Origin of the sequence: Kitasatospora sp. NPDC088548 (assembly GCF_044753005.1) — a bacterium.
In the GTDB taxonomy this organism is placed as follows: Bacteria; Actinomycetota; Actinomycetes; order Streptomycetales; family Streptomycetaceae; genus Kitasatospora.
This window is the reverse complement of sequence record NZ_JBIVMI010000012.1, coordinates 78,289-105,049: the sequence shown is the minus strand read 5'-3', so window position 1 is coordinate 105,049 and position 26,761 is coordinate 78,289. Positions and strand designations below refer to the sequence as shown.

General features: G+C 74.3%; 22 protein-coding genes. 11 read left to right on the top strand and 11 right to left on the bottom strand.

What is annotated here, in order from left to right:
* Positions 1-317 precede the first annotated feature (317 nt).
* Positions 318-1,325 carry a hypothetical protein gene (locus ACIP82_RS17530; RefSeq protein ID WP_363613743.1) on the top strand — a complete coding sequence of 336 codons (1,008 nt, stop codon included), beginning with the start codon at positions 318-320 and terminating at the stop codon, positions 1,323-1,325.
* An 88-nt stretch (positions 1,326-1,413) separates the two neighbouring features.
* Here the strand turns inward: ACIP82_RS17530 and ACIP82_RS17525 are convergent, their stop codons facing one another.
* Genes ACIP82_RS17525 through ACIP82_RS17515 form a run of 3 tightly spaced genes read right to left on the bottom strand, consistent with a single transcriptional unit; the run spans position 1,414 to position 2,760 of the window.
* The gene (locus ACIP82_RS17525; protein ID WP_363613741.1) at positions 1,414-1,845 is read right to left on the bottom strand and encodes a DUF5360 family protein; all 432 of its coding nucleotides are present in this window, start codon (positions 1,843-1,845) and stop codon (positions 1,414-1,416) included.
* 21 nt (positions 1,846-1,866) lie between these two features.
* A complete protein-coding gene (locus ACIP82_RS17520) occupies positions 1,867-2,199 on the bottom strand; it encodes a multidrug efflux SMR transporter (protein WP_363613739.1) in 333 nt (110 codons plus the stop codon).
* A gap of 30 nt (positions 2,200-2,229) precedes the next feature.
* Complete coding sequence (locus tag ACIP82_RS17515) at positions 2,230-2,760, bottom strand: TetR/AcrR family transcriptional regulator (protein WP_363613737.1); 531 nt, start codon at positions 2,758-2,760, stop codon at positions 2,230-2,232.
* Between the two features lie 604 nt (positions 2,761-3,364).
* Between ACIP82_RS17515 and ACIP82_RS17510 the strand changes: the two genes are divergently transcribed.
* The 6 genes from ACIP82_RS17510 to ACIP82_RS17485 all read left to right on the top strand — a co-directional run bounded on the left by ACIP82_RS17510 (position 3,365) and on the right by ACIP82_RS17485 (position 10,942).
* Entirely contained in the window at positions 3,365-4,603 is a 1,239-nt protein-coding gene (locus ACIP82_RS17510; RefSeq protein ID WP_363613735.1) for an aminotransferase class I/II-fold pyridoxal phosphate-dependent enzyme, read from the top strand.
* A complete protein-coding gene (locus ACIP82_RS17505) occupies positions 4,600-5,139 on the top strand; it encodes a hypothetical protein (protein ID WP_400654129.1) in 540 nt (179 codons plus the stop codon). The genes ACIP82_RS17510 and ACIP82_RS17505 overlap by 4 nt, the downstream gene beginning before the upstream one ends.
* Positions 5,136-6,074: a methyltransferase domain-containing protein gene (locus ACIP82_RS17500; RefSeq protein ID WP_363613731.1), complete on the top strand. Its 939-nt coding sequence runs from the start codon at positions 5,136-5,138 to the stop codon at positions 6,072-6,074. The genes ACIP82_RS17505 and ACIP82_RS17500 overlap by 4 nt, the downstream gene beginning before the upstream one ends.
* Complete coding sequence (locus ACIP82_RS17495; RefSeq protein WP_363613729.1) at positions 6,071-8,614, top strand: MMPL family transporter; 2,544 nt, start codon at positions 6,071-6,073, stop codon at positions 8,612-8,614. Before ACIP82_RS17500 ends, ACIP82_RS17495 begins: the two co-directional genes overlap by 4 nt.
* Entirely contained in the window at positions 8,611-9,360 is a 750-nt protein-coding gene (locus tag ACIP82_RS17490) for a type II CAAX prenyl endopeptidase Rce1 family protein (protein WP_400654126.1), read from the top strand. Before ACIP82_RS17495 ends, ACIP82_RS17490 begins: the two co-directional genes overlap by 4 nt.
* A gap of 232 nt (positions 9,361-9,592) precedes the next feature.
* Positions 9,593-10,942: a peptidoglycan-binding protein gene (locus ACIP82_RS17485; RefSeq protein WP_400654124.1), complete on the top strand. Its 1,350-nt coding sequence runs from the start codon at positions 9,593-9,595 to the stop codon at positions 10,940-10,942.
* Positions 10,943-11,043: 101 nt separating this feature from the next.
* Here ACIP82_RS17485 and ACIP82_RS17480 read toward each other — a convergent pair whose 3' ends face one another.
* Entirely contained in the window at positions 11,044-11,796 is a 753-nt protein-coding gene (locus ACIP82_RS17480; RefSeq protein WP_400654122.1) for a TrmH family RNA methyltransferase, read from the bottom strand.
* 5 nt (positions 11,797-11,801) lie between these two features.
* A complete protein-coding gene (locus ACIP82_RS17475; RefSeq protein WP_363613721.1) occupies positions 11,802-12,449 on the bottom strand; it encodes a helix-turn-helix domain-containing protein in 648 nt (215 codons plus the stop codon).
* Between the two features lie 100 nt (positions 12,450-12,549).
* Between ACIP82_RS17475 and ACIP82_RS17470 the strand changes: the two genes are divergently transcribed.
* The gene (locus tag ACIP82_RS17470; RefSeq protein WP_363613719.1) at positions 12,550-13,236 is read left to right on the top strand and encodes a hypothetical protein; all 687 of its coding nucleotides are present in this window, start codon (positions 12,550-12,552) and stop codon (positions 13,234-13,236) included.
* A 9-nt stretch (positions 13,237-13,245) separates the two neighbouring features.
* Here the strand turns inward: ACIP82_RS17470 and ACIP82_RS17465 are convergent, their stop codons facing one another.
* The 4 genes from ACIP82_RS17465 to ACIP82_RS17450 form a co-directional block, all read right to left on the bottom strand.
* Positions 13,246-15,384, bottom strand: coding sequence for an FUSC family protein (locus ACIP82_RS17465; protein ID WP_400654119.1), 2,139 nt, complete (start codon positions 15,382-15,384; stop codon positions 13,246-13,248).
* A 10-nt stretch (positions 15,385-15,394) separates the two neighbouring features.
* A complete protein-coding gene (locus ACIP82_RS17460; RefSeq protein WP_400654117.1) occupies positions 15,395-16,654 on the bottom strand; it encodes an HTTM domain-containing protein in 1,260 nt (419 codons plus the stop codon).
* Positions 16,651-17,310 carry a DUF5819 family protein gene (locus ACIP82_RS17455; RefSeq protein ID WP_363613715.1) on the bottom strand — a complete coding sequence of 220 codons (660 nt, stop codon included), beginning with the start codon at positions 17,308-17,310 and terminating at the stop codon, positions 16,651-16,653. The genes ACIP82_RS17460 and ACIP82_RS17455 overlap by 4 nt, the downstream gene beginning before the upstream one ends.
* A 136-nt stretch (positions 17,311-17,446) precedes the next feature.
* Positions 17,447-18,649 (bottom strand): rhodanese-like domain-containing protein, encoded by a 1,203-nt coding sequence (locus tag ACIP82_RS17450; RefSeq protein WP_363613713.1) that lies wholly within the window; start codon positions 18,647-18,649, stop codon positions 17,447-17,449.
* Positions 18,650-18,925: 276 nt separating this feature from the next.
* Here ACIP82_RS17450 and ACIP82_RS17445 point away from each other — a divergent pair, with 276 nt between their 5' ends.
* The gene (locus tag ACIP82_RS17445; protein ID WP_363613711.1) at positions 18,926-21,724 is read left to right on the top strand and encodes a SpoIIE family protein phosphatase; all 2,799 of its coding nucleotides are present in this window, start codon (positions 18,926-18,928) and stop codon (positions 21,722-21,724) included.
* Positions 21,725-21,782: 58 nt separating this feature from the next.
* Here the strand turns inward: ACIP82_RS17445 and ACIP82_RS17440 are convergent, their stop codons facing one another.
* Together ACIP82_RS17440 and ACIP82_RS17435 are read right to left on the bottom strand one after the other, a co-directional pair.
* Positions 21,783-22,544 (bottom strand): hypothetical protein, encoded by a 762-nt coding sequence (locus tag ACIP82_RS17440; protein WP_363613709.1) that lies wholly within the window; start codon positions 22,542-22,544, stop codon positions 21,783-21,785.
* A 223-nt stretch (positions 22,545-22,767) separates the two neighbouring features.
* Complete coding sequence (locus ACIP82_RS17435) at positions 22,768-24,597, bottom strand: phosphatidylglycerol lysyltransferase domain-containing protein (protein WP_400654113.1); 1,830 nt, start codon at positions 24,595-24,597, stop codon at positions 22,768-22,770.
* A gap of 327 nt (positions 24,598-24,924) precedes the next feature.
* On the opposite strand from ACIP82_RS17435, the gene ACIP82_RS17430 reads away from it, so the two are divergent.
* Together ACIP82_RS17430 and ACIP82_RS17425 are read left to right on the top strand one after the other, a co-directional pair.
* Positions 24,925-25,575: a response regulator transcription factor gene (locus ACIP82_RS17430; RefSeq protein WP_363613747.1), complete on the top strand. Its 651-nt coding sequence runs from the start codon at positions 24,925-24,927 to the stop codon at positions 25,573-25,575.
* Positions 25,572-26,717: a sensor histidine kinase gene (locus ACIP82_RS17425; RefSeq protein ID WP_400654111.1), complete on the top strand. Its 1,146-nt coding sequence runs from the start codon at positions 25,572-25,574 to the stop codon at positions 26,715-26,717. Before ACIP82_RS17430 ends, ACIP82_RS17425 begins: the two co-directional genes overlap by 4 nt.
* Positions 26,718-26,761: the final 44 nt, after the last annotated feature.

Genomic DNA, 26,761 nt, shown 5'->3' with positions numbered 1-26,761 from the left:
ACCCTCCCCCCGCCAGGGCGCCCGCCTCCAAAAACCCCCCTTTGGTCTCCCCCCCCCCCCCCCCCCCCCCACCCCCCCAACCCCCCCCCCCCCCGGGGGGGGGCGGCCCCCCCCGCCCCCCCCCGCCGATGTGTTTCCGCACCGTTTCAAGATCGATAACCCTGCGGTCCACCTGCCGTGACCACTGTCATACGTCCGGCTGATGACGTAGCCTCTCGACCGTGCATAGGGTTCCCCACAGCTCGGTGAAGCCGCTGACGGCGCGCTCCGGCGCCGGAGCGCTCCCGCCGAACTCGCTTGGTGGGGAAGGTAACCGTATGGGCTCACAGCACCCCGGGGACGCGGCACGACTCAAACCGGCCGGACGGCGTCCCGACCCGTCCACGCCCGCGGCGGCACCGCCCGGCCCGGGCGGCAGCGGTCGGCCCGCCCCCGCCGGGGGCTTCGCCGACACCCTGCATCTGGCGATCGAGGCCAGCGGCCTCAGTCTGGACCGGATCAGGGCGGCGCTGGCCCAACGCGGTGTCAGGGTCAGTGTCACCACGCTGAGTTACTGGCGGCGCGGCCGCAGCCAGCCCGAACGGGCCAGCTCACTGCGCGCCGTCCATCTGCTGGAGGAGCTGCTCGGTCTGCCGCACAGCACCCTCTCCGCGCTGCTCGGCCCGCCCCGGCCACGCGGCCGCTGGGCCGCCGCGGCCACCATCTGCCAGCTGCGACTGGAGGACGTCTGGCCGGGCGAGCAGCAGATCGCGGACGTCTTCGCCGAGCTCGACGCCCCGCCGGTCGGCGAGTTGGAGCGGCTGAGCATCCACGACGCGTACTACGTCGACGCCGAGCGGCGCGCCAACCTGCTGCGGCTGCGCCAGGTGGTCCGCGCCACCGTCGGTGGGGTGGCCCGCTGTCTCGTCGTGCACAAGGCGGACGAGGGTGCCACCGGCTGCCCCGAGATCACCTCGGTCCGGCACGGCCGGCTCGGCCGGGTCCGCCGCCGCCCGGAGGCCGGCCTGGTGGTCGGCGAGCTGATGCTGGACCGCCCGCTCGGGCTCGGCGACAGCACGGTGTTCGAGTACGAGGTGGAGATCCCGCCCGGCGGGCCGACCATGGAGTACAGCCGCCGCTTCGCGGCCCCGGTGCGCGAGTACGTCCTCCAGGTCCACTTCGACCCGGCGGCGGTCCCGGTCCACTGCGAGCGCTACGACCGCGCCCCGGGCGAGGACGTCGACCGCCACCGCGAGCAGCTCTGGATCGGCGCCTCGGCCAGCGCCCATGTCCTCGCCCCGGACCAGCAGCCCGGCCACATCGGCATCCGCTGGGAGTGGGAGTAGCCCCGCCGTCGGCACCGCGCCACCACTGCCACCACTGCCACCACCACCGCCCCGGCCGCCACCGCCCCGTCGCGGCCGGGCCCCGCCGCTACCGCCCGGCCGCAGCCGTCCGCCGCACGAGGTGCACCATCCCGGGCACCGGGAACAGCAGCAGGAACAGGTTCGGCAGCCACCACGCGAGCGAGTAGTCCCCCCGCAACGCCCAGAACGCCACCGCCTGGAGCCCCGCCGTGCTGGTCAGCGCGAGCGAGACCAGCATCAGCGGCTGCGCACGGCCCGCGAGGCCGCGCCGGCCGAGCCGCAGCGCGGTCAGCCCGGTGACGCTGGCCAGCACGTCCAGCAGGACGAACGAGTAGTTCCAGTCGCTGAGCACCGGATTGTCGTAGTCCTTGTACGCGTACTCGGCCGGGATCAGCGCCAGCAGCGTGGCCGCCCAGTACACCAGGAAGCCGACGTCGGTGACCATCATCGACGCCTTGGTGAACCGCAGGACCCGGCTGCGGACGGGCAGGTCGCTCATGCTGTCTCCTCGGTCATCCGGTCACTCGTGGCTCATCCCTCCGCCGAGGTACAGCACGGCGACCCCCGCGACGACCAGCGCGGCCCCGGCCACCGAGGCCGGTTTGACCGGCTCGCCGAACGCCACCACCCCGCCGACCAGCGCCCCGACCGTGCCGAGCCCCGACCAGACGGCGTAGACCGGGCCCACGTTCAGCGACTTGAGCGCCTGGGCGAGCAGGACGAAGGCGATCACATAGCCGATCCCCACGACCACACTGGGCAGCACCTTGGTCAGTCCGTGCGAGGCCCGCAGGGCCAGTGTCGCGGTCACCTCGGCCACGATGGCCGCGCCGACCAGCAGATAGGCGGTCATGTCCAGTCCCCCGTCGTCGGTTCAGGTCAACTAGGTTCTGTCATTGATGAGTTCGACCAGCAGAGCGCGCAACTGCCGGTGCAGGCCGTCGTGCGGTGGGCTGAGGTCGAGCAGGCGGGCCGACCACCAGCCGTCGACCGCCATCCGGACGAGCGTGGCCACCGCCGGGTCCAGCCCGTCCTCGGTGAGCCGCCGCTGCCAGCGCTCGTACCGGGCGCGCAGAAGGTCGAGCACCTCGGGGCCGCCGGCCGCCGCCAGCAGGGCCACCGGCACCTGGTCGGCACCGCTGGTGTCCCCGGCCGGGGACTCCGCGGGGATGGTCGCGTCCAGCCAGGCGAGCGCGTACGCGCCGGGAGCCGCGCCGGGCCCCGGCAGAACGGCCTCGAACCGGTCGGCCAGCCGCTCGACCACCCCTCGGACGAGGGCCCGCTTGCTGGGGAAGTGATGGAGCAGCCCGCCCTTGCTGACGCCGGCCTCGACGGCCACCGCGTCCAGGCGCACCGCGTCGACGCCTCCCCGCACCAGCAGCCGCTCGACGGCGTCGAGCAGTTGATCACGCACCGGTCGTACCTCTCTCCGCGTTACAGACCGTCCAGACGGTCGGCCTCAGCCTAGCAGAGCCCCACAACCCGACCGGAAAAGCAACACCACCTCCCGGCAAGGGTGTTGACAGTCCGGAATGGGACATGCTTACGTTTCCTCGGCCAAACCGACGGGATATTGCGAGCCAGCGGGCCGGCCACCTCAGGATGCATATGCACGATGATCGAAGAAGCGGCGCCGGGTAATTCCTACCGCGCCAGGGGGAACGCTGTTCGACATCCACGGGGGATCATGCAGGACATGAGGATCGGACGATGTCCGCGCAGGCCGGAACCGGCCCCGCGCACTCACTGACACGCCGTCAAGAACGCACCAGAGCTTGGCGTTCACGCCGCGTCAACCGCCATGCCGGCCCATCGACCAGATCCGGCCGCGCCTTCATCCCCGGCCGGGCGAGCCGCGCAACGGCGCGCTGCCGCACCCCCGGCCGACGTCCCGCACGACCCACCCCGCCCGGTCGGTCCGTTCACGGTCAAGCGGGCGGCCATTTCGTGCAATGCGCGAACAAAATCGCGCGGCCCGATGCGCCGAATTCACCGATCATTGAATTTGAGGGAATCTGGTGGACATTTTCTCCAAGGTATCCGGCTACACCGCGGCCCGCGACGCCATGGCCGCCGGCATCTACCCCTACTTCCTTCCGCTCACCGGCCACGAGGGCACCACGGTCACCCTGGGTGACCGCGAGCTGGTGATGTGCGGCTCCAACAACTACCTCGGCCTGACCGCGGACCCCCGGGTCCGGAAGGCCGCCGTCGACGCGCTCGACCGGTACGGCCCCTCCTGCACCGGATCCCGCTTCCTCAACGGGAACCTCGCACTGCACGATCAACTGGAGGGCGAGCTGGCCGAGTTCTACGGCAAGCCGGCCGCCGCCGTCCTCTCCACCGGCTACCAGGCCAACCTCGGCACGATCAGCGCCCTGGCCGGCCGGGGCGACGTGGTGTTCGCCGACCGCGACGCGCACGCCTCCATCGTCGACGGCTGCGTGCTCAGCGGCGCCAAGCACCGCCGCTTCCGGCACAACGACGCCCGCTCCCTGGACCGTGCCCTGGCGGCCGTCCCCGAGTCGGCCGGAAAGCTGGTCGTGGTCGACGGCGTCTACTCCATGGAGGGCGACCTCTGCGCCCTGCCCGAGATCGTCGAGGTCTGCCGGCGCCGCGGCGCCCGCCTGATCGTCGACGACGCGCACGGCCTCGGCGTGCTCGACCAGGGCCGGGGCACCTGCTCGTACTTCGGCCTCACCGACCAGGTCGACCTGATCACGGTGACCTTCAGCAAGTCGCTGGCCTCGCTCGGCGGCGCCGTCCTCGGCGACGAGGACGTCATCCACTACCTCAAGCACCACGCCCGCAGCCTGATCTTCAGCGCCTCCGCCACCCCGGCCAGCGCGGCGGCCGCGCTGACCGCGCTGCGCATCCTGCGCGACGAACCCTGGCGGGCCGAACGCGCCCAGCAGAACGCCGACTACATCCGGGCCGGTCTGGCCGCGCTCGGCATCAGCCCGGGTGAGAGCAGCACCCCGGTGATCCCGCTACGGACCAGAGGCATCATCGAGACCCTGCTGCTGTGGCGGCGGCTGATCGACAACGGCGTCTACACCAACCCGGTGGTGCCGCCCGCCGCCTCGCCCCGGCTGCGGCTGAGCCTGATGGCCACCCACACCACCGAACACCTGGACAAGGTGCTGGACGCGCTGAGCGCCGAGTCCGCCATGTTCCTGCGCGACGACGAGCCCGACGCCACCGACGAGTTGGCCGGTCTGGCCGAACTCGCCCAGTCGGCCGCCGGCCGGCCGTGAAACCCGCCCCCGGCCCCGCGACGGTCGCGGTGCTGGCCGCCGGGTCGGCGGGCGCCGTCCTCGGCGCGGGGCTGTCCCCGGCCGGCGGCCGCCCGCCCGACTGGCCGTGGTGCGCGGCCGCGGCGGCCGGGGCCGCGCTCGCCCTGGCGGCCGTCCTGCTGCGCGGCCGCTCCGCCACCGGTCTCCTCGGAGGGCCGCCCCACCGGCCCTCCGCCGCCGGGCTGCTGCTGCTCGGCGGCGCTCTCCCGGCCTCAGTCACCGCGGGCAGCACCGTCCTCGCCGCCGTGGTCACCACCGTCGCGGCACTCACCGCCGCGACGGCGCTCGGCCCGCACCGCACCACCGCTCCCCGGGCACCCGCCCTCGCCGGGACGGCCGCCGCCCTGGTCGCCGGAACCGCCGCGGCAGCGGCGGCCCCCTCGGCGTCCGCGGCCGTCCTCGGCACCCTGGCCGGCGTGGCCGGCCTGCTGCTCGTCGCCGCCGCGGCACCGGCCGCGGAGACCGAACCCGACCATCCACCAAGGAGCCAGCCATGAGTCGCCTCGGACTCGCCGCCCGTGCCCTGCGTCTGACCCTGAGCCGCACCCACGCGGACCCGACCCCCGACTACGATGCCGCGAGTCCCAGCTACGACACCTACTTCAGCCCGGTGATGGGCGTGCACTCGATCGCCGCACTCGACCACGTGACCATCCGCCCGGGCGACGACGTCATCGAACTCGCCTGCGGCACCGGCCATCTGACCCACGAGATCGTCCGCCGGCTGGAGGGGCGCGGCTCGGTGCACGCGGTGGACAAGTCCCCGGGCATGCTCTCGGTCGCCCGGGCCAAGGTGCTGCCCGCGGCGCTGCGCTCGCCCGGCCTCGAAGTCTCCCTGGAGGAGGGGGACATGGAGGAGTTCCTGCGGAACCGGCCGACCTCCGGCGCGGACCTCGTCGTGGTCGGCTGGGCGATCTGCTACAGCAAGCCGGTGAAGCTGCTGGAACAGATCAGGCGGGTGCTGCGGCCCGGCGGCCGGGTGGTGGTGATCGAGACCCGCGGCGACGCGCTCAAGACCCTGATCGACCAGCTGGAGAAGGTGTTCGCCGCCGACCCGTCCCTGCTCACCGGCCTGGTCCGGGTCAACCTGCCCAAGGACGCCGCCACCGTCGCCCGCTGGTTCGCCAAGGCCGGACTCACCGTCGACGTGCGGCGCGACGGCCACCAGGTGCTGCCCGCCGACACCCCCGAGGCGGCCCTGGAGTGGGTGCAGCGCTCCGGCGCCGCGGCCGGTTTCAAGGACGCCGTCGACCACCACCGCGAGCAGCACGCGCTGGACCTCATCCGGGCCGGACTGGCCGAACACGTCGCCAGGCACGGCTCGTTGGAGCTTCGGCACACCTTCGTGGTGGTCACCGGCAGCAGCCCGGCCGCCGCCACCACCGGCACCGGCCCGGGCGGGCGACACCGCGAGGGAGTCGGCACCGCATGACCGCGACCGTCACACCCGCCGCACCGGAGACCACCCCGGGCGCGATGCGCAACCGTCTGCTGCGTCTCGCCCGGGTGCTCACCGCCCGCCCGAAGACCGTGCTCATCGCCTGGGCCGTACTCATCGCGGTCTGCTTCCCGTTCGCCTCGCAGCTGAACGACGTCCTGACCAAACAGGGCGCCTCCAAGGTGGTGCCCGGCACCAGCAGCGCCCGCGCCGACCAACTGGTCGAGCGGTCCTTCCCGGACCGCTCGCAGCGCGAGTCGATCGTCGCGATCGGGGCCCCGGACGTCCGCGGCGCCCAACTCCGCGCCCTGCTGGCCGGACTGGACGGCCGGATCGCCGAGAAGGTGCGCACCGGCGAGGTGCGCCAGTCCAGCTCGGCGTACACCCTGTACCGGGACTCCACCACCGCGTACCTGCGGCAGCTGCGCACCCAGGTGGACCAGCAGCTCGCCGCCGCCCGTGCCGACACCTCCCCCGAGGCCCGCCGTCAGGCGGTGGACGCCCTGGTGTCGGTGGGTCAGGTACCGGCCGCCCTGGCCGGGCCGGCCCGCCAGGCGGTGACCGCCGACGACTCCGCGCTGCCCGGTCTGGCGGCCGGCTTCGCGGCCACCGCCGACTGGCACGCCTTTCCGGTGCCGGTGCCCGCCGACGCCGTCGACCGCCTCCTCGCCAAGGACGGCACCGCGGCGCTGGTCTCGGTCAGCTTCGCCAAGCAGGCCGGCCACGACCCCGATGTGGACTGGCTGCGCGCCGCCGTCGCCGACGCGCTGCGCACCGCCGGCGCGGGCCCGGACGTCAACGCCCATGTCACCGGCGAACTCGCCCTGATCAAGGACACCTACAAGAAGGCGGAGGACGACAACGCGCTGATGGAGACGGTCGCCTACGCGATCATCTTCGTGGTGCTGCTGCTGTTCTTCCGCGCCGTGGTGCCCGCCGTCCTGACGGTCGCCGCGATCGGGCTGGCGACGACCGTCAGCCAGGCCGCGCTGTTCGCCCTCGGCCATCAGGTGACGCTCACTCAGTTCACCATCACCATCATGAACTTCGTGATGCTGGGCGCGGGCGTCGACTACAGCATGCTGCTCTCCTCGCGCTACCGGCAGGAGCGGCTGGCCGGGCGGCCGCCCAAGGAGGCCGCGGTGCACGCCACCGCGCACGCGGGCGAGTCGATGCTGCTCGCCGCCGCCGCGGTGGTCCTCGCCTTCGGCGCCACCCTGCTCTCGCCGGTGGACTGGATCCCGCCGCTCGGCTACGGCGGGCTGATCGGCATCCCGATCGTGCTGCTGGCCGCGCTCACCCTGACCCCGGCGCTGCTGACGCTGCTCGGCGACCGCTTCTTCGCGCTGGGCCTACGGCCGCTGAGCGACCTGGAGCACGGCAGCGCCCTCGGCCGGCACCTGGCCAGGGCCGCCGACCTGGCCCGCCGCCGCAAGGTGGCGATCGTGCTGGTCTTCGCCGCCGTCACGGTGCCGTTCGCGGTGGTCACCGCCCAGCACCGGTCGACCGCCGACCCGGTGGCACTCAGCCCGGCCACCGACTCCCGGACCGGCTTCGAACTGGTCGCCCGGACGTGGGGCGACGCGACCGTGCTGCCCACACTGGTGGTGGCCCGGCCGGCCCCGGGGGTGGTCGACCCGGCGGAGCACCGGCTCACCGACACCGGCCGCACCGCCGTCACGGCGCTCACCGACAGGCTCGCCGCCGTCCCCGGCGTGGCCAGGGTCTCCGCGGTGACCAGGCCGTTCGGCACCCCGCTGGCCGCCGACCAGGTCGACGCCCTGGGCGCGGAGCTGCGGCGGGACTACCTGGCCGACGACGGCGCCCTGCGGATCGTGGTCGAGCTCGCCGACCCGCCGTACTCCGGGGCCGCGGCGCGGGCCGTGGACCGCGTCCAGGACGTCACCGCCGCGGCGAAGGACGTCGGAACACTGGAGGTCGGCGGCGCCACCCAGGTCGACCGCCAGTACGGCAACGCGCTCGACTCCAGTTTCTGGCAGATGATCGGGCTGGTCTCGGTCGGCGTCTTCGTGATGCTGGTGATCGCCCTGCGGTCGCTGCTGATCCCGGTCCGGCTGATCCTCACGATCATGATGAGCAACGTCTGGGCGATCGGCATCACCGTGCTGATCTTCCACTTCTGGCTCGACAAGGCGATCATCGACGACCTGCCGATCTTCCTCACCGTGCTGATGATGGGTCTCGGGATGGACTACGAGATCTTCCTGGTCACCCGCGTCCGCGACCTGGTCCGCGGCGGTGCGGACCAGGAGAGCGCCACCATCGGCGCGGTGGTCGACACCGGCCGGGTGATCAACGCGGCCGGCCTGGTGATGGCCGGCAGCCTCGGCACCATGGCGCTCTCCTCCACGGTGATGCTCCAGGAGTACGGTGCCGGGCTCGGCCTCGCCGTCCTGCTGGACGCCACGCTGATCCGGATGCTCTTCGTCCCGGCCACCCTGCTGCTGTTCCGCCGCTTCAACTGGTGGCTGCCGACCCTGCGCCGGGCCCGTGCGGAGGTGAGCCCGCGATGACCGCGGACCGTCCGGTGACGGCGTCCGGCTGCCCCGTGCCCGCCGTCACCGGGCGGGCCCGCACCGTCCACCGCCTGCGCGCCCACCACCGCGCCGCGCCGCCGGCCTCCGCCGCCCTGCTGTTCGCGGTGCTGGCCGGGGCGCGGATCGCCGGGGCGTTCGCGCTCCCGCTGATGGTGCTCTCGGTGGGCCTGAGCGCCCTGGTGCCGGCCGTCCTCGACCGCGCGGACCGGGTGGCGGCGGGCCTGCGCCGGTTCCGGTTCCGGCCCGCCGCGGCCGGGACCGGCCTGGTGGTCCTCGCCTACGCCGACACGGTGTTCGCCACCCGGGCCGCCTTCGGCCGGGGCGACGGCAACTGGACGGCCCTGGTGCCCGGGCTGTTCCGGCAGATGGCACCGGGCGCGCCGGTGGTCGCGGGCGTCGCCATGGTGGTCTGCATGGGCGTCCTGGTCCCGCTGGTCGAGGAGGTCTGCTACCGGGGTGTGCTCTACCACGCGGTGGAGCACGCCCGCGGTCCGGCCGTGGCGATCGCCGCCACCTCGGCCGCCTGGGCCCTGGTGCACCTCGGCGACTACGGCCTCCACCCGTTCGACACCCGGGTGATCTGCGGGGTGCTGCCGTCGGTCTTCACCATGGGCCTCGCCCTCGGCATCTGCCGGGCCTGGACGGGTTCGGCCCTGGCCGGCGCCGTCGCCCAGGGCACCGCCAACCTCCTGCTGCTCGGCTGGGTCCTCTGGGCCCTCTGAGGGCGGGTCACGACCCCGGCCTCCCCTCCGGGCGCCCGGCCCCGACACGCCCTAACACCTCCCGTCCACCCGCGCCAGAGCCGCCCCGCCGAACGGCCGTCACCCGCCCGGCTCAACCCACCTCGCCGAACACTCGTCCGCTTTGGGACTTTAGTCCCGATAACACGCGGTATCAGCCTGGGAAGGTCAGTCCTGTCACGCCGTCAGGGCCTGACCAGGAAAGAGGCGGAGAATGACCCGTACCGACCAACTGACCCCGTTGCTGGAGTTCGACGACGTCGAACCCGACGAGGACTGCATATGCGGGGGCTGCAGCGCCCGCCGTCGCGCCCGGCTGCACGCCGCCCCGGTGCACGAGGGCGGGCACGCCGCGGCCCGCAGCGTCCGTCGTCGCGCCGCCGTACTGATGGCCGCGGTCGGCACCGCCCTCGGCGGCGGCGCGGCCGGAGCCACCGGCGCGGTCGCCGCACCGGCCCCCACCCCCACCCCGGGCGGCAGCAGCACCGCCCAGCCGCCGCAGACCCCGCAGGGCGAGGTCAGCGGCCTGTACGGGCAGGCCCCCGGCGCCCGCGCCTTCGCCGCCCCGCGGGCCACCACGCAGCCGGTCACCCGGGCGCAGATCATCGAGCGGGCACAGAGCTGGGTCAACCAGAAGGTCCCGTACAGCATGAGCCGCTACTGGTCGGACGGCTACCGCCAGGACTGCTCCGGCTTCGTCTCGATGGCCTGGGGCCTGGGCAGCAGCCAGACCACCTGGACCCTGCCCAACGTCGCCGAGCGGATCACCAAGGCGGACCTCCAGCCCGGCGACATCCTCGTCTACAACAACCCGGCCAACCCGCAGGCCGGTTCGCACGTCACCATCTTCGGCGGCTGGGCGGACTCCTCCCGGACCCGTTACCTGGCCTACGAGCAGACCTCCCCCAGCACCCTCAAGCGGGACACCCCGTACGCGTACTGGAACAACTCCGCCTCGTACGTCCCCTACCGCTACAAGGGGCTCGCCACCGGCGGCAACGGCAACGACGGCTCCTCCTCGACCGCCTTCCCCGGCGCCGGCGCGTTCGGCCCGGGCGCCAACAACGCGTCCGTCACCAGGCTCGGGCAGCTGCTGGTGCAGCGCGGCGGCGGGAAGTTCTACAGCGAGGGCCCCGGCCCGCGCTGGGGCGAGGCCGACCGGAAGGCCACCGAGGCGTTCCAGCTCGCCCAGGGCTGGCGGGGCAGCGAGGCGGACGGCATCCCGGGCAAGGACACCTGGGACTACCTGGTCAACCAGAAGGGCCGCGACATCGACGGCGGTTCCCCGATCCCGCCACCGCCGCCGGTCAACCCCGGGACGGGGGCGACCGCCTTCCCCGGCCGGGACAAGTTCACCCCCGGCGCCAGCAACGACTACGTCCGGCAGCTCGGCGAGCAGCTGGTGCGCAAGGGGTTCGGCCGCTACTACACCCAGGGGCCCGGCCCGCGCTGGACGGAGAGCGACCGGCGCAACGTCCAGGCCTTCCAGGAGGCCCAGGGCTGGCGCGGCAGCGAGGCCGACGGCTACCCGGGCCCGGACACCTGGCGCCGCCTCTTCTCCTGACCACTGATCACTGACCGCCGACCCCGTTCGCCCCCACCCCAGGACCGCCCCCCCGCCGCCCGTCCGCGCGGCGGGGGGCGGTCGCGCTCAGGCGGTCGCGCTCAGGCAGGCCGGCGGGACATCCAGTGGAAGAGCCCCATCGCCACACTGGTCGCCAGGTTGAAGCTGGACACCCCGGGCCGCATCGGCACCGCGACCAGCCGGTCCGCCCGCGCCTTCAGCTCCTCCGAGACCCCGTGCCGCTCGGTGCCGAAGGCCAGCAGCGCGTCGTCCGGGAACGTCACCGCCCGGATGTCATCGCCCTCCGGGTCCAGCACGTACAGCGGCCCGGCGGGCAGCTCAGGCAGCGTCAGCCGCTCGACGGCGGTGGCGAAGTGCAGGCCCGCGCTGCCCCGGACGACGGTGGGGTGCCAGGGGTCCAGGTCGCCGGTGGTCACCACGCCGGCGGCCCCGAAGCCGGCCGCCAGCCGGATCACCGCGCCGACGTTGCCCAGGTTGCGCGGGTTCTCCAGCAGCACGACGGGCGCCTGCCGGGGGTGCCGGGCGAGCGCCGCCCGGTTGGCCCCGGCGGTCGGCCGGGTGGCCAGCGAGATCACCCCGGTCGGGTGCGGCCGGGGCACCAGCGTCCGCAGCGCCGGCTCCGGCAGCTCCACCGCCAGCGCGTCCAGCGCGGGCACCACGTCCCCGGCCAGCTCCGCCGCAAGCGCCAGCAGCCCGGCGCGGTCGGCGGTCAGCACCTGCCGGACGTCCCCGCCGAAGCGCAACGCGTGCTTCAGCGCGTGGAATCCGTCCAGCAGCACCGTCTCCGGCGCCTGCGCGCCCGCCCGCCAGGCCCGCACCAGCTCGTCGTTCATGGCGCTCACTCTGCCACCCCGGCCGCGCCGGGCTCACCGGGCCGTCCGGCGGCCGCGATCACCTGGTCGAAGCCGAGCGGCGCGCCGAGCGGACCGGCGCCGTCCGCGCACAGCCCGGCCAGGGCGAGGTCCAGGTGCCGGTGGACCAGCGTGCCGTCGGCGTCCAGCACGGCCAGACCGCCCGGCAGCGGGCGGGAGACCCGGACGCAGAGCAGCACCAGGTCGCCCATCCCGACGTCCGCACGCAGCTGCCCGGCGTCCTGGGCGGCCCGCAGCAGGCCCTCCACCGCCTCGACGGCCGCGCCGCGCACGGCGACCAGCTCCTCGTCCACCACCAGCCGCTCCAGCAGGACCACGATCGCCGCGCCCATCCGCAGGTCGGCGGCGGCGTGCGCGAAGCGGCGCAGCGCGAGGTACGGGTCGGGCTCCGCCCGCCGGGCCTCCTCGGCGGCCCCGGCGAGCCGGGCCAGCAGGTCGGTGACCAGCGCCCGGACCAGCGCCTCGCGGTCGGGGAAGCGCCGGTAGAGGGTGCCGGGTCCGACCCCGGCCCGACGGACGACCGCGTCCAGCGGGGCGTCCGGGCCGCGTTCCAGGAAGACCTCGCAGGCGGCGTCCAGGATCCTGCGCCGGCTTCGTTCCGCGTCCGCCCTCATCACCACTCCCTAAGCGGAGAAAATCTCTCCCCCTATGCTACCGTCAGGGAACCGGAGAAAAACTCTCCGTATAGTCGGGCAGCCATCGAGGAGCGACGCCATGACGACCACGGCCACCGGCACGACCACCACCCCCCTCACCCTCCGCACCGACATCGACGGCACCCGGCACACCCGGGACGCCGTCCTCGCCTGGGAGCTGGACCGGGCCCGCGCCGCCCTGCGGCTGCTCAAGCAGCGGCTCGGCGACGACCGGACCCGTGAACTCCTCGCCCCCGACCTGGCGTCCGCCGACACCGCGATGGCCGGCTGGCTGCACGCCTCCGACGGCCGGTGGCGCACCGCCGTCACCGAGCTGACCGCCACCGGCATCGACGCCCGGCGCTTCCTCACCTGGTGGCAGGGCCGGCTGCACGCCCCCGACCGGGCCGCGCTGCTCGCCGCCAACCCCGAGCACTACCTGGCCGACTCCACCGGCGAGCGGGTGGAGATCATCGAGACCATCGGCGCCGGACCGCTCCGCTTCTTCCTCCGCTTCCACGACGGCGTCCCGATCGCCGGCCCGGGCCACCAGGACTACCCCGTACGGATCGGCGGCACCGGCACCCTGGCCGACGGCTCCGAGGTGCTGCGCGTCATGCACGAGTTCGCCGACTCCCCGGACGGCCTGCGGATCCGGCTCACCATCGAGTTCCCGGAGGCCGCCCCGGAGAGCGTCGCGGTGGGCCACCAGTGGCACTTCGCCTGCGAGTTCGCCAACTGGCTGGAAGCGGCGGCGGCCTCCTGAGGCTTCGTCCTACCGCGCGTCCTCCCGCGCGCGCTGTGCGGTGGCCGTGCCGCCCCCGCGCAGCGCGCGTTCCAGGTCCTTCAGCGCCTGGAGCAGCAGCCGGGTGCTGGCCCGGACGACGTCCCGCTGCACGCTGGGCGGCGCGTCCGCCAGCCGTTCCTCCAGTGCCGCCTGCGCCCCGCGCACCGCGCCGAAGTCCACCGGCCGGCCGGTGAGCAGCGCGGCCGCCGCCAGCGCGGTGGCCAGCCGCAGCTCCTCGGCGAACGCGGCGGTGCCGGGCACCGGGTCAGCGTCGGCGGCGGGCAGATGGGCCTCCAGCAGGACGGCGACCCGCCCGAGGTGGCCGACCGCGGCCCGGGCCCGGTCGAGCTGGCGGCGGCTCACCCCGGGCAGCCCGGAGGCGTGCCGCCCCGGCTCGGCGTCGGCCCGCTGCATCGCCTGGAGCAGCTCGGAGCGGGCCTCCCTGGAGTCCAGCAGCGCCGAGCGGACCTCCCGTCCGCGCGGCGCGCCCGGGTTCTCGTAGGCGGCGAGGACGGCCGCCGTGTACCGCCCGGCGGCGGCCAGCCACTCGGCCAGCCGCTCGCCGAGCCGGGCGGTCTGCCAGGTGGGGAAGAGCGCGTAGGTGAACAGCGCGACCGAGCCGCCGAGCAGGGTGAGCCCGACCCGTTCGACGGCGGTGGTCAGCGGGTTCCCGGCCTGGAGGCCGAGCAGGAAGACCACGTACGAGGAGACGCAGGCCGTCATCAGCGCGTAGCCGGTGCGCAGCGTGAGGTACGCGCCGCCGATGCAGACCACCGCCAGCGCGGCCAGCGCCCATGGCCCGGGGTGGGCGAACTGCACCACCAGTGTGGAGACCGCGACCCCGGCCATCGTCCCGGCCAGCCGGGCCACGCCCCGGCTGTAGGTCTGCGCGAAGTCCGGCCGCATCACCATGGCGGCGGTCATCGGCGCCCAGTAGCCGTGCCCGAAGCCGGCCAGCCGGGCGAGCAGATAGGCGGCGGTGACCACCCCGGTGAGCCGTACGGCGTGCTGGAAGACCGCCGAACGCGGCTGGAGCTGACGGCGCACCGCCCGGGCGGCGACCGGCAGCATCCGGGAGAGCGGCGGCTTGTGCAGCGCCCCGCCGACCCCGACCACGGGGGTGCTGATGGTGTCCTCGTCGCCGCGCTCCAGGGCGTCGGCGGCCTTGCGCAGCAGCCCGGCCAGCCGGCGGGCGGCCCGCCGGGCGGCGCCCTGCAGTTGCGGGCCCTCGACCGGGGTGGCCAGGGTGAGCGCGGGCGCCGAGCGGGGCAGTCGCAGTGGATCGCCGGTGCGGACGGCCCGGGCGAGGGCGTCCATCGTCTCGGCGGCGGCGGCCAGTACGGCCCGGGCCCGGTCGCGTTCCGGCCCCTCCTCGGGGGCGCCGACCTTGGGGTCGGCGATCGCGGCCAGGGTGGGCCGGATGCGTTCGGCGATGCCGCGCAGGCCGCGCAGCTCGGCCGGCCGGTGGCGTTCCTGCCAGGGCGTCAGCGCGGCGGCGCGGCGGGCCGTCATGAACGGTGCCGGGTCGACGTTCGCGGTCGGGTCATGGCGCAGCCGGCGGGCGTAGTCGGCGAGTTCGGCGTAGGTGTCGGCGAGCGCCGCGCGCTGGGCGGTCCAGCTGCCGATCGGCCAGAGCGTGATGACGATCGCCTGGGCGGCACCGCCGAGCGCGCAGACGAGCCCGTGGCCGAGCGCGGCCGGCGCGCTGACCGGGAGCTGGACCACGATCAGCATCACCGAGAGGGTGTTGGCGGCGACCACCCCGGCGGTCGGCCCGATCGACCAGGCCAGGCCCGCCCCGAAGGCCCAGACCGCGAGCAGCACCGGGAAGAGGCCGGGGACGCCGGCGGCCAGGTAGCCGAGGAAGGTGCTGGTGCCGAGCCCGATCCCGGCCGCGACGGCGAGCGTGGGCCGGGGGCGGAAGCTGCGCTGGAAGGTGGCCGTCCCGGCGATGAAGGCGCCCATCGCGGCCGAGGTGGCGAGCTGCGGCCCGCCCAGCGCCAGGGTCGGGAAGAGCACCAGCGCGACGGCGACGGCCCCGCGTACCGCCCGTTTGGGGTCGGTGAGCGCCCGGTCCAGGGTCAGTCCGGTCCGCGCGGTGTCTCGCAGGGCGGCGAACCAGGACATAACGGTCAGCTTAGGGGAGTGGCGCCCTCCGGGCGGGGATGCGCAGAGCCCCGAGCCGGTTCCCGGTCCAGCGCAGCGCCGTCGTCGGCAGGAAGACCGCGTCCGCCGCGATCATCGCCAGCGAGAACACCGGCAGCCCGAGCAGCACCGCGATCCCCAGGTGCTCGGCCATCATCACCGCCAGCAGCGTGTTCTTGACCCGTCGGCTGACCAGCGTGAACGGGAACGCCACCTGCGTGATCACCGTCCCGTACGAGATCAGGAAGACCGGCAGCAGCGCCGAGCCGACCAGCGTGGAGAGCCACGGCCAGGGCGTGAAGTAGTCCAGGTGCAGCGGGTAGTAGAGCGCGGTGCCGTCCTGCCAGCGCGAGCCCTGCACCTTGTACCAGCCGGCCGTGGCGTAGATCAGCACCACCTCGGCGGCGATCACCAGCATCGCGCAGTTGTGCACCATGGTCGCCAGCGCGTCCAGCACGGCCCGCGCCTCGCCGTCCGGCCGCAGCCGTCCGAGCAGCCACCAGATCCCGGCCACCGCCCAGAGGCCCCAGAACACCGGTGTCCAGCCCAGGTACGGGAAGGTGGCGTCCGTCCAGGTCAGGCTCGTGCCGGAGAAGTCCCCGAGGCAGCAGACCAGCAGCACCGCGCCGAGCACCGCCCAGAGCAGCACCCCCGTCCGGCCGGGCGCCGGCCGCCGGGCGTCCAGCGACCAGACCTCGGCGCAGCGGGTGAAGACCAGGTAGACCGCCATCAGATGGACGACGTTGTCGCCGCCGTCGCCGAGGAACACGTTGCGGTTCTGCAGCGACAGCACGGTGACCATGAAGAGCACGGTGCTCGCCCTGGTCCGCCAGCCGAGCAGCACCGCGACGGCGGCCAGCACCGCCAGGTGGTACACCAGCTCGAACCAGAGCCGCCCGCCGAACCAGGGCAGCACCGTCATCGCACCGTTGTCGGCGATCAGCCGCCCGGCCAGGTCCAGCGACCAGGGCGACAGGTCGCCGTACAGCAGCCGCCGGTTGGGCCACTCCCGCAGCAGGTACGCCAGCCAGACCAGACTGAAGCCGATCCGCACCACCGCCGCCTGGTAGGGGCCGAGCACCCGCCCGGTGAACGCCGCCCAGGCCCGGGCGACCGCCTCCCCGACGCCGGGGAGCGCGGGTGCGGGGGCCCGCTCCCGACCGGGCTCCGGCCCGGGCTGGCGCGGGATCCCGTAGAGCAGCCGCTGGTCCTGTGTCTGCGCCTGCTCCCGCTCCGGCGACACCTCGTTCACCCGAGCCCCCGGTAGTCCTCGTCGTTCACCGGCCACCACGGCAGCTCCCGGACCTTCGGCGCGGGCGGCGGGCTCTCCCCGCTCCAGCCGGGCGGCGGCACGGTGGCCGTCGTCACCCTGAACTCGATCGCCAGGATCCGCTCGCCGTCGACGGTCCGGCCGATCCGCTGCAGCGCGATCCGCTTGAGGTACTGCTCGGCGAGCTTGCCCCGCGGGTTGGTCAGCGAGTCGTCCTGGGAGCTGTGCGAACCCTCGTAGAAGTCCCAGGCCCGGCGCAGCAGGTTCTGGTCGGCGTGGCTGGGGGCCGGGTTGTGGCGGATCGCGTCGATGTCCCGGGCGGTCAGCCCGGTCCAGTCGTGGGTGCGGGTGGCGCCGTCGGCCACGACGGTGCGCACCCGGGCGTCCAGGCTGACGTTCTGCTGGAGCGGGTTGGGCGCGAAGAGCTTCCAGTTCTGCTCGAACTCCGGGTACACCACGCCGTCCACCTCGTCCCGGTACTCCCGGGAGAGCGAGTTGGCGGGCGCGACGTGCAGGAACACCGCCCCGAGGAAGAGTCCGGTACCCGTGAGCAGCACCACGGCGCCCAGGCCGAGGACGGCGCGGGCGGGCACCGACCAGACCCGGCGAACGGGCTGCGGGTCCGTGCTGTCCGCCATGGGCTCCCCCCGTGGACGTGCGCCGCCGGTCCCGTTCCGGCTCGGTCGCGCGCCCATCCTGCCCTACCGGCCGGCCCGGCGGAGCGGGTCCCGCACGGGCCGCGGGCGCTTCCGCGCCGCGTCTGCCGGGCGCGGCCTAGAGGACGAAGGCGTCCCGGCCGTCGCTGCCGACCATCGGACGGCCCGCACCCTCCCAGGCGTACATGCCGCCGTCCACGTTGACCGCGTCCCGGCCCTGCTGCACCAGGTACTGCACGACCTGCGCGGAGCGGCCGCCGACCCGGCAGAGCACGTACAGCTTCCCGTCCGGCAGCTCGCCGAGCCGGGCGATCACCTGGCCCATCGGGATGTGCAGCGCGCCGTCCACGTGGCCCGCGTCCCACTCGTCCTGCTCGCGGACGTCCAGCAGGGCGGCGTCGGCGGGCACGGAGGCGGCGTCGGTGGTGGGGATCTGCGCGAACATCGTCTGGTTCTCCTGGGGGTCGGTCCGGTCCGTGCCATTGTCGCCCACCGGCGGCACGCCACCGCCCTGCGGGGCGGCCCCGGTGGCGGGGTCCCGGCCGCCGAGCAGCCGTTCCAGTTCGGCCTGCTGGGCGGCGGCCTTGGCGAGCAGTTGCTCGGCGAGCTCCTCCAGCAGCCGGTCCGGGTCCTGCGGGGCCAGCGCGAGCAGCTGGCCCATCGCGGTGTGCTCCAGCCGGACCTGCTCGGTGGCCGTCTCGGCGATCTTGGCGTTGAGCCACTCCAGCCGGCGGCGCAGCCAGCCGAGCCGGTCGGGGGAGTCCAGGGCGGGCGCGGCCTCGGGAGCGGTGGACCACTCGGCGGCGAGCCCCTCCAGCACGGCGGTGTCGCCGTACGCGTAGGCCTCGTTGACCCGTACCAGGAAGGCGGCCCGGCGCTGCTGCTCGGCCGGGTCGGTGGTCAGGTCCGGGTGCGCGCGGCGGACCAGCTCGCGGTAGATCCGCTGGGCGTCGCGGCCGGGCCTGACCTTGGCCGGCGCGGCCGGCGGCGGGGCCGCCTCCTGCTCCTGGACGCTGTCGAACAGCGCGTCCAGGTCCGGCAGTTCGTCCACCCGCTGACGGGCCTCGGCGGCCCGTCGCAGGTCCTCGGGCTGTCCGGTACGGGCGGCCACCGCCTCGGCGACCAGCGCGTCCAGCTCGTCCAGCCGGGCGTAGAGCGGGCCGAGGAGCTGATGGTGGATCAGTGCGAAGTTGTCGATCTCGACCCGCAGCGTCTGCATGTCGACGTCCATGCTGAGCCAGGCGAGTTCGGCGGCGGCGACCCGCTCCTCCAGTTCCTGCTGCTCCGGGTCCGTCCAGCGGGCGGGGCTCTGCGCGGTCACTTCTCGCCTCTGTCTCGTCCGGCCGTCTGGTCCTGCGTACCCGCGCCGCGAGGCGGCCCGGCCTGCCAGCCTACCCCCGCGCGCGACGCATCGGCCGGGTGCCCGGGGAGCGCGTACCGGCGCGCACCATGCGACACGCAACCGATACTGATGAATCTCCCCGTTTCGCTATCGAGCCCAGCCCTGTCCGTGCTTCGCTGGTATCCGCACAGCGTGCCTCCTCCAGAAAGACGGCCGACGCCAGGCGTCACGGCCAGGCGGGAGCAGACCGAATCCATGGTGGACGAGCCCAACTCCACACCGCTCACGACGGGCGCCGAGGCAGCGCCGAACGCCGGAGCCGCACCGGGTGACCAGCCGTCAGGCGTGGCCGCCCTGGTCCGGCTCGCCCTCGTCCTGGTCGACCGGGAGGGCCGGATCGCCCAGTGGAGCAGGGGCGCCGAGGAGCTGTTCGGCCACCGGGCCGAGGTCACCCACGGCCGCCCCGCCACCGGCCTGCTGCCCGCCGCCGAGCCGCGCAGCGTCCCCGGTCCGGCCGCCTCCCCCGCCGTCCGCCGCCGCCGCGACGCGCTGGACACCCTGGCCGAGCTGACCGCCGGCGGCCACCCCTGGGCCGGGCGGATGCCCGTGATCGACCGCGAGGAACACCTGCGCGACGTGCTCTGGTGGGCCTACCCGCTGCGCGGCCCGGCCGCCGCCCTGCTGGCCCTGGCCGCCGACGCCCAGCCGCTGCGCTCGGCCGGCCCCCGGCTGGCCCTCGGCGAACGCCTGCTGCCCTTCGCCCCCACCCCCGCCGCCCGGGGCGGCTTCCACCGGCTCTCCGCCGCTCTGGCCCCGCCCGGGCGCCCGGTACCCGAGCCGCTCGCCCGGCTGCTGCCCGGCGCGGCCGCCTCCGGCCCCCGGGCGGCGCTGCTCGACGCGCTGGCCCTGGCCGGGCTGCCCGCCCTGCGGCTGGACGCGGCCACCGTGCTCCCCGTGCTGCCGGCCGATCCACCGTCCGGCACCGCGCACGCGGCCGCCGGGATCGGCCGCCGCTACCCCACCGCCCAGCAGCGCGCCGCCCGGCTCGGCCACCCGGCCCAGCCCGAGCCGTCCGCCGCCGGGCGCCGCCCGGCGGGCCCGCTGCCCGGCCAGCGCGAGACCGCCGCCCGGCCCGCCGGTGCCGCGAGCGGTCCACCGGCCGGCGGTACGCCCGTCCCGGCCCCCGGCAGAGGAGGCCCCGCCATCGAGCAGACCAGCGTCGAACAGATCACCGCCGAGCAGGTCATCGCCGAGCAGGCCGCCGTCGAGTCCGCCGCCAACGGCCACCAGGCCCGGCGACCCGACCCCGTCCTGCCCGCACCCGCCGTCGGCGGCGGCACGCCCCCGCCCGGCCGGCTGAGCCCGTTCCTCACCAACGGGCAGGCCGGCGAGCAGCTGGCCCTGCTCAACGAGGTCGGCGGCAAGGTCGGCACCACCCTGGACCTCGGCTTCACCGCGCACGAGCTCTGCCAGGTGCTCGTCCCCCGGGTCGCCGACTTCGCCTGCGTGGACCTGGTGGACGGCCTGATCTCCGACTCCGAGCTGCCCGAGGCCCGCCCGGACGACGACACCATGCTCCGCCGGGTCGCCCTGGTCCGCAACGAGTCCGCCGGCGAGTGGGACCACGTCCTCGCCGAGGGCGCGCTGGTCCGGATGCCCCGCCACACCCCGCCCGGCATGGCCCTCCAGCTGAACCAGCCCGTCCTGGTGCCGGTGATCACCCGGGACGTCGCGGTCGACTACGCCGCCGCGCTCGGCGGCGTCCGGCTGGCCTCGGTGGTCTCCGGCCGCTCGATGCTGGTGGTGCCGCTCTCCGCCCGGGGCACCGTGCTCGGCATCCTCAAGCTGCTCCGGCTGCCCGACCGCGCCCCCTTCGACGAGAGCGACGCCGCCACCCTCAAGGAACTGGCCGTCCGCGCCGCGCTCTCGCTGGACAACGCCCGGCTGCACCGCGCCGAGTCCAAGGTCGCCACCACCCTGCAGCGCTCGATGATCCCGACCCGCCCGCCGAAGATCCCCGGCGTGCAGATCGCCCACCGCTACCTGCCGGGCGATCCCAAGGCCGAGGTCGGCGGTGACTGGTTCGACGCGATCCAGCTGCCCGGCAGCCGGGTCGCCCTGGTGGTCGGCGACGTGATGGGCCACGGTCTGCACTCGGCCGCCGCGATGGGCCGCTTCCGCACCGCGATGCAGACCCTCGCCGCCCTCGACCTCCCGCCCGGCCAGCTGCTGCGCCATCTCGACAACCTGGCCCACAAGCTAGGCGACGACCACCTCGCCACCTGCCTGTACGCGGTCTACGACCCGATCAACCGGACCTGTGAGCTGGCCAGCGCCGGCCACGTCCCGCCGGTACTGGTGCACCCGGACGGCAGCGGCGAGCTGCTGGAGATCCCGGCCGGCGCGCCGATCGGCGTCGGCGGGGTGCCGTTCGTCGCCAAGACCATCGACGTCAGCGACGGCTCGATGCTGGTGCTCTGCACCGACGGCCTGGTCGAGGTCAGGGGCGGTGACATAGGAGCGGGCCTGGCGGCGCTCTGCGGCAACCTGATCGACCCGCGGCAGAGCCCCGAGCAGGCCTGCGACGTGGTGCTGAAGCGCCTGCACTCGGACGACCGCAAGGACGACGTCGCCCTTCTCGTGGCCCGCTTCGACGGGGTCGCCCCGACCGAGGTCGCCACCTGGGACCTCACCGTGGACCACCGCGAGGTCGGCCGGGCCCGGGCACTGGTCCGTGCCCGGCTGGCCGCCTGGCACCTGGAGGCGCTCTCGGACACCACCGAGCTGCTGGTCAGCGAACTGGTGACGAACGCCGTCCGGGTCGCCCGGGACCGCGTCCAGCTCCAGCTGATCCGGGTGGACAAGCTGCTGGTCGAGGTGAGCGACGACAACCACAACCTGCCGTCGCTGGAGCCCGCCGAGCAGCTCGGCGAGACCGGCCGCGGCCTCACCCTGGTCACCAAGCTCGCCGAAAGCTGGGGCACCGCCCGCAAGGCGGTCGGCAAGGTGGTCTGGTTCGAGCTGCCCCTGCCGCCCCGGCCGCCCACCGCCTGACGGCCGGGGTCGGGCACCGGCCCGTCCGCCCCGGCGGGCAGGCCGGCGGAGTGCGCCTTCAGGGGATCGCCGCGCCCGCCGAGGTACGACGCCGGGCCTCCGCCGCGACCTCCAGCGAGGCGGCCGCCGCCACCGAGGTCGCGGCACCGACCCCGGCCAGCACCCGCGGCCAGAAGTCCCCGAACACCTCCACCGAGACCGCGATCAGCAGCGCGGTGATCACCGCGACGACGTGCTCCAGACCCGCCAGATTCGGCAGGACGACCGCCTCGCCGACCATCAGCGCCACCACCAGCCCGGCGGTGAGCCAGGCCCGGCAGCGGAACGCGATGCAGATCGCCAGCGCCACCACCGCGGCCGAGGGGCCGGTGTCCCGGACGTACGCGACCCACTTCGGGAAGCCGAACACGTGGCTCGGGCCGATCGCCACACCCACCCGGGCGAACAGCGTCCCGGCCAGGGTGCAGGCGTAGGCCACCACCAGGGTCAGCCGTCGGCCGAGCACGATCTCGGCGATCCCGAAGACCACGAACACCTGGGCCAGCGCCCCCCAGACCGGCAGGTCCAGCGCCGGCACGTACAGCGACAGCGGCGTACGCAGCAGCGAGACCTCCAGCGGCAGCGCGGCCTTCACCACCCCGATATGGGTGACGAACCGCTCCCCGCCCGGCAGGTGCTGCACGATGCTGAACAGCAGGATCAGAAACGTCGCCGTGGTGGCCAGCGGTACAGCGGCGAACTTCCTGCTCGCCACCCGCTCCCGGACCGTCCCGAACAACGTTCCCCACTCGGCGACAGCGGCCTCGGCGGCAGTAGCCACCGGCCCCTTTCGCACGCCCCCCGCGTGGGTCCTGTGAATCACAGCCGTCTCTCCAAATCCCCGAAGCCGCGAACGCCTTCCCCAACTACCCCAACATTAGAAGCCGGTTAAAGAATCCACATCGACATTAAGAGGGGATCCCCGTCATCCTCTGGGGGGAGAAACCACCCCGAAAACACCCCCCGTCCGGACGGCCGGTCCCCTCCGCCCCCCGGCGGAGGGACTACCCCTTCCCGTCCTGTGCCGCCATCGGCACCCGGGGCGCCACCACGGCGGGACCCGCGTGCCGTCGACGGAACAGGGCGGGCAGGCTCGGTGCGGTGATGAAGCCCTCGGCCCGCGCGCTCGCGATACCGATCCGCGGAATCTCGCTGCTCTTCTCGAACAGCAGATACCGCGGTTCCCAGATCGGCCGGTACTTCGCGTTGGCCCGGTACAGCGACTCGATCTGCCACCAGCGCGAGAAGAAACCCAGCACCGAGCGCCAGAGCCGCAGCACCGGACCGGCGCCGAGCCGCGAACCGCGCTCGAAAACGGAACGGAACATCGCGAAGTTCAACGACACCCGGGCCAGATCGACCTCCCGCGCGCGCTGCAGAAGTTCGATCACCATGAACTCCATCAGGCCGTTCTCGGTGTCCCGGGCCCGGCGCATCAGGTCCAGCGAGAGCCCGTCCGCACCCCACGGCACGAAGCTCAGCAGCGCCTTCAGCTCACCGTCCCCGTCGTGGCACTCCAGCATCACGCAGCGCCCGTCGCCCGGGTCGCCGAGCCGGCCGAGCGCCATCGAGAAGCCGCGCTCGGTCGCGCCGTCGCGCCACTGGTCGGCCTTGGCCACCAGCTCCGCCATCTCGCACTCGGGAATCTCCTCGTGCCGCCGGATCCGCACGGTGTACCCGGCCCGCTTGACCCGGTTGTAGGCCTGCCGGACCACCCGCATCGCCCGGCCGTCCAGCGAGAACTCGTCCAGCTCGACGATCGCCTCGTCACCCAGCTCCAGCGCGTCCAGCCCGTGCCGGGCGTAGATCACCCCGGCCTCCTCGGAGGCCCCCATCACGGCCGGCGCCCAGGCGTGCTCGCGGGCCTCGGACAGCCAGGCGTCGATCGCCCCCGGCCAGGCCTCCGGGTCGCCGATCGGGTCGCCCGAGGCCAGCGAGACCCCGCCGACCACCCGGTAGGTCACCGCCGCCTTGCCGCTGGGGGAGAAGACCACCGCCTTGTCCCGGCGCAGCGCGAAATAGCCCAGCGAGTCCCGCTCGCCCTGCTTGTCCAGCAGCGCGCGCAGCCGGACCTCGTCCTCCGGGGTGAGCAGTTCCTTGTCCCGCGGGCTGCGGAACGCCACATAGAGCACCAGCAGGAAGAGCACCGCGCCCATCGCGTTGATGACGGCGTTCACCCAGGTCGGGGCGGAGATCACCGAGCGCAGGTGCTCGGTCGGGGTGATGGTGATCATCCGGCCGACCGAGTAGCGGAAGAGGTCCCAGAAGCCGGCGCCGGGCAGGCTGTTGTTCATCCAGACCAGCAGCGCGCCGACGCCGCCGCCGAACAGCAGGCCGCCGACGAACGCGGCCGCCGCGGTCTTCGGGTTGGAGCGGTCGCCCTTGGAGGTGAACTCCTTCCGCCCGATCAGCAGGGCCAGCACGAACAGGCAGGTCAGCACGGTGGAGAAGTAGTTCAGCGGGTGCCGGCTGAACCGCTCGCCGGGCAGCACCATGACGACCAGGTAGAGCAGGGCGAACACCCCGGCCAGCGCGGTGTTGAAGATCCACGCGGCCCGCTTGCGCCGCCGCATGGCGACCGCCAGGAACACCGACAGCACCGCGCTCGCCAGGCCGGCCGTCATCAGGTACGGGGTGAAGTACTCACCCTCGTTGTGCTCGGTCACCTGGTGCCGGAACGGTGCCAGCAGCACCGTCGCCAGGTTCAGCAGGGCCAGCAGCCGCATGTACCAGACGGTCGCGGTCGCCGCCCTGGGCCTCCAGCGCTCGAGCAGGCCGACGGGCCGGGGCCCGGCGGACGCGGCGGACGGCTCCGACTTCACAGTGGACGACACAGCTCAATTCCAAACGATCAGATGGTGGGGCGCATCCGCACACGGCCCGGCGCCGGGCGCCCGCACGGGCCCGACGGACTGACCGGCGGCCCTCGCCACGGCCGGAAACCGGCGAACGGGCAGCCAACTCCATGGTTCCCCACTCAGCGTGAGAATCGCGTGAACCCGGTAGCCGATTCCGACCCCCGCCGAACGGCGGGGGTTCCGCCGCAGCCACGCGTTCCGCGGGAATTGTCAGACACCCCCTAGGCTCGAAACCACTGCTGCGGACCGGCCGGACCCGGCCGCCCGAACCGAGGAGGGACCATCACCACCACCCGCGTGCTGATCGTGGACGACGAGATCCTGGTCCGCTCCGGCCTCGGCCTCATCGTCGGCTCCGCCCCCGATCTGGAGGTGGTCGGCGACTGCTCCGGCGGCCAGGCCGAGGGATGCGTCCAGCGCCTGCGCCCGCACGTCGTGCTGCTCGACATCCGGATGCCGGACCTCGACGGCATCTCGGTGCTGCGCCGGCTGCGCGCCCTGCCCGACCCGCCGGCCGTGGCGATGCTCACCACCTTCGACACCGACGAGTACATCGGCACCGCGCTGCGGGCCGGCGCCGCCGGCTTCCTGCTCAAGGACACCGCCCCGGACCAGCTGGTGCACGCCGTCCGGGTGCTCGCGGCCGGCGGCAGCATCCTCTCCCCGACCGTCACCCGCACCGTGATCGGCGGCTACGTCGACGGCGGCGGCCCGGACGCCGAGGCCGGCGCACTGGCCCGCACCCTCACCGGCCGCGAGCTCGACGTCCTGGCCCTGCTCGGCGAGGGCCTGTCCAACGCCGAGATCGCCGACCGGCTCTTCCTCGGCACCGGCACGGTCAAGGACCACATCAGCGCGATCCTCGGCAAGCTCGGCGCCGCCAACCGGGTGCAGGCCGCCGTGATCGCCCACCGGGCCGGTCTGGTCCGGCCGAAACCCGGCGACGGGGCATGACCGGCACCGACCCGTTCCCCTCCAGACACCTGCCGGCCCGGCTCACCGCGCCCTGGCTGATGCTGCTGCTGCCCGCCCTCTACTCCCTGGTGGACGCCACCCTGGTGGCCCGGGACGCCACCTGGTGGCAGGTCGTGTTCTCGGTCCTGGCCGCCGTGGTGCTGCCCTGGCGCCGGCGCTTCCCGGTGGCCGTCCTGCTGCTGACCATGCCCGGCAGCTACTTCGCCGACATCTGGCTCTCCCCGATCACCGCCGTCTACACGGTGGCCGCCGAGCGCCCCCGCCCCCGGGTGATGGTGCCCTGCGCGACCCTGTTCGCGCTGGTCGAGTTCTTCCACTGGCCGCTCTCCGAGCAGTCCTTCGCCCTGACCCGGGAGACGGCGCTCTACGCCATCCAGTCCGTGATGCTGGCGGCCGGGCCGGCCGCCACCGGCCTGCTCTCCCGCACCCGCCGGGAGCTGGCGGCCAGGCTGGACGAGCTGACCCGCGGCCAGGAGCGGGAGAGCCGGCTGCTGGCCGAGCGGGTGCTGATCAGCGAGCGGGGCCGGCTCGCCCGGGAGATGCACGACGTGGTCTCGCACCAGGTCAGCCTGATCAGCATCCAGGCCGGCGCGCTCCAGGTGAGCACCGCCGACCCGGCCGCCGCGGCCACCGCCCGGACCATCCGGGAGCTCTCCGTCCGCACCCTCGACGAGCTGCGGCAGATGGTCGGGGTGCTGCGCGCCGCCGGACCGCGCGGGGACATGCCGCTGGCCCCGCAGCCCCGGCTGGCGGACCTGCCCCGGCTGATCGAGGAGAGCGGCCTGGCCGCCGACACGGATCTGTCCCCCGGCGACCGGCCCTGGCCGGAGGCGGTCGAGCGGGCCGCCTACCGTACGGTCCAGGAGGCGCTCACCAACATCACCAAGTACGCCCCGGACGCCACCGTGCACGTCAGGGTCCGGGCCAAGGGCCGCCGGCTGCGGGTCGAGATCCGCAACGGGATCCCGCCGGTCCGGCCCGCCGAGACCCTGCCGGGCGGCGGCCACGGGCTGGTCGGCCTGCGCGAGCGGGCCCAGTTGCTCGGCGGCACCCTCGCCGCCGGGCCGACCCCGGACGGCGGCTTCGAGGTCCGGGCCGAGCTGCCCGCCACCCACGAGTGAGCGGCCCGCGAGCGCCCGGACCCGCCCCGGGCACCCGACCGGGA

Coding starts and splice junctions, on each gene's coding strand:
- ACIP82_RS17525 (WP_363613741.1), bottom strand. CDS start 1,845: ATGAGCGACCTGCCCGTCCGCAGCCGGGTCCTGCGGTTCACCAAGGCG.
- ACIP82_RS17470 (WP_363613719.1), top strand. CDS start 12,550: ATGACGACCACGGCCACCGGCACGACCACCACCCCCCTCACCCTCCGC.
- ACIP82_RS17425 (WP_400654111.1), top strand. CDS start 25,572: ATGACCGGCACCGACCCGTTCCCCTCCAGACACCTGCCGGCCCGGCTC.
- ACIP82_RS17455 (WP_363613715.1), bottom strand. CDS start 17,310: ATGGCGGACAGCACGGACCCGCAGCCCGTTCGCCGGGTCTGGTCGGTG.
- ACIP82_RS17475 (WP_363613721.1), bottom strand. CDS start 12,449: ATGAGGGCGGACGCGGAACGAAGCCGGCGCAGGATCCTGGACGCCGCC.
- ACIP82_RS17520 (WP_363613739.1), bottom strand. CDS start 2,199: ATGACCGCCTATCTGCTGGTCGGCGCGGCCATCGTGGCCGAGGTGACC.
- ACIP82_RS17465 (WP_400654119.1), bottom strand. CDS start 15,384: ATGTCCTGGTTCGCCGCCCTGCGAGACACCGCGCGGACCGGACTGACC.
- ACIP82_RS17530 (WP_363613743.1), top strand. CDS start 318: ATGGGCTCACAGCACCCCGGGGACGCGGCACGACTCAAACCGGCCGGA.
- ACIP82_RS17490 (WP_400654126.1), top strand. CDS start 8,611: ATGACCGCGGACCGTCCGGTGACGGCGTCCGGCTGCCCCGTGCCCGCC.
- ACIP82_RS17495 (WP_363613729.1), top strand. CDS start 6,071: ATGACCGCGACCGTCACACCCGCCGCACCGGAGACCACCCCGGGCGCG.
- ACIP82_RS17480 (WP_400654122.1), bottom strand. CDS start 11,796: ATGAACGACGAGCTGGTGCGGGCCTGGCGGGCGGGCGCGCAGGCGCCG.
- ACIP82_RS17500 (WP_363613731.1), top strand. CDS start 5,136: ATGAGTCGCCTCGGACTCGCCGCCCGTGCCCTGCGTCTGACCCTGAGC.
- ACIP82_RS17485 (WP_400654124.1), top strand. CDS start 9,593: ATGACCCGTACCGACCAACTGACCCCGTTGCTGGAGTTCGACGACGTC.
- ACIP82_RS17445 (WP_363613711.1), top strand. CDS start 18,926: ATGGTGGACGAGCCCAACTCCACACCGCTCACGACGGGCGCCGAGGCA.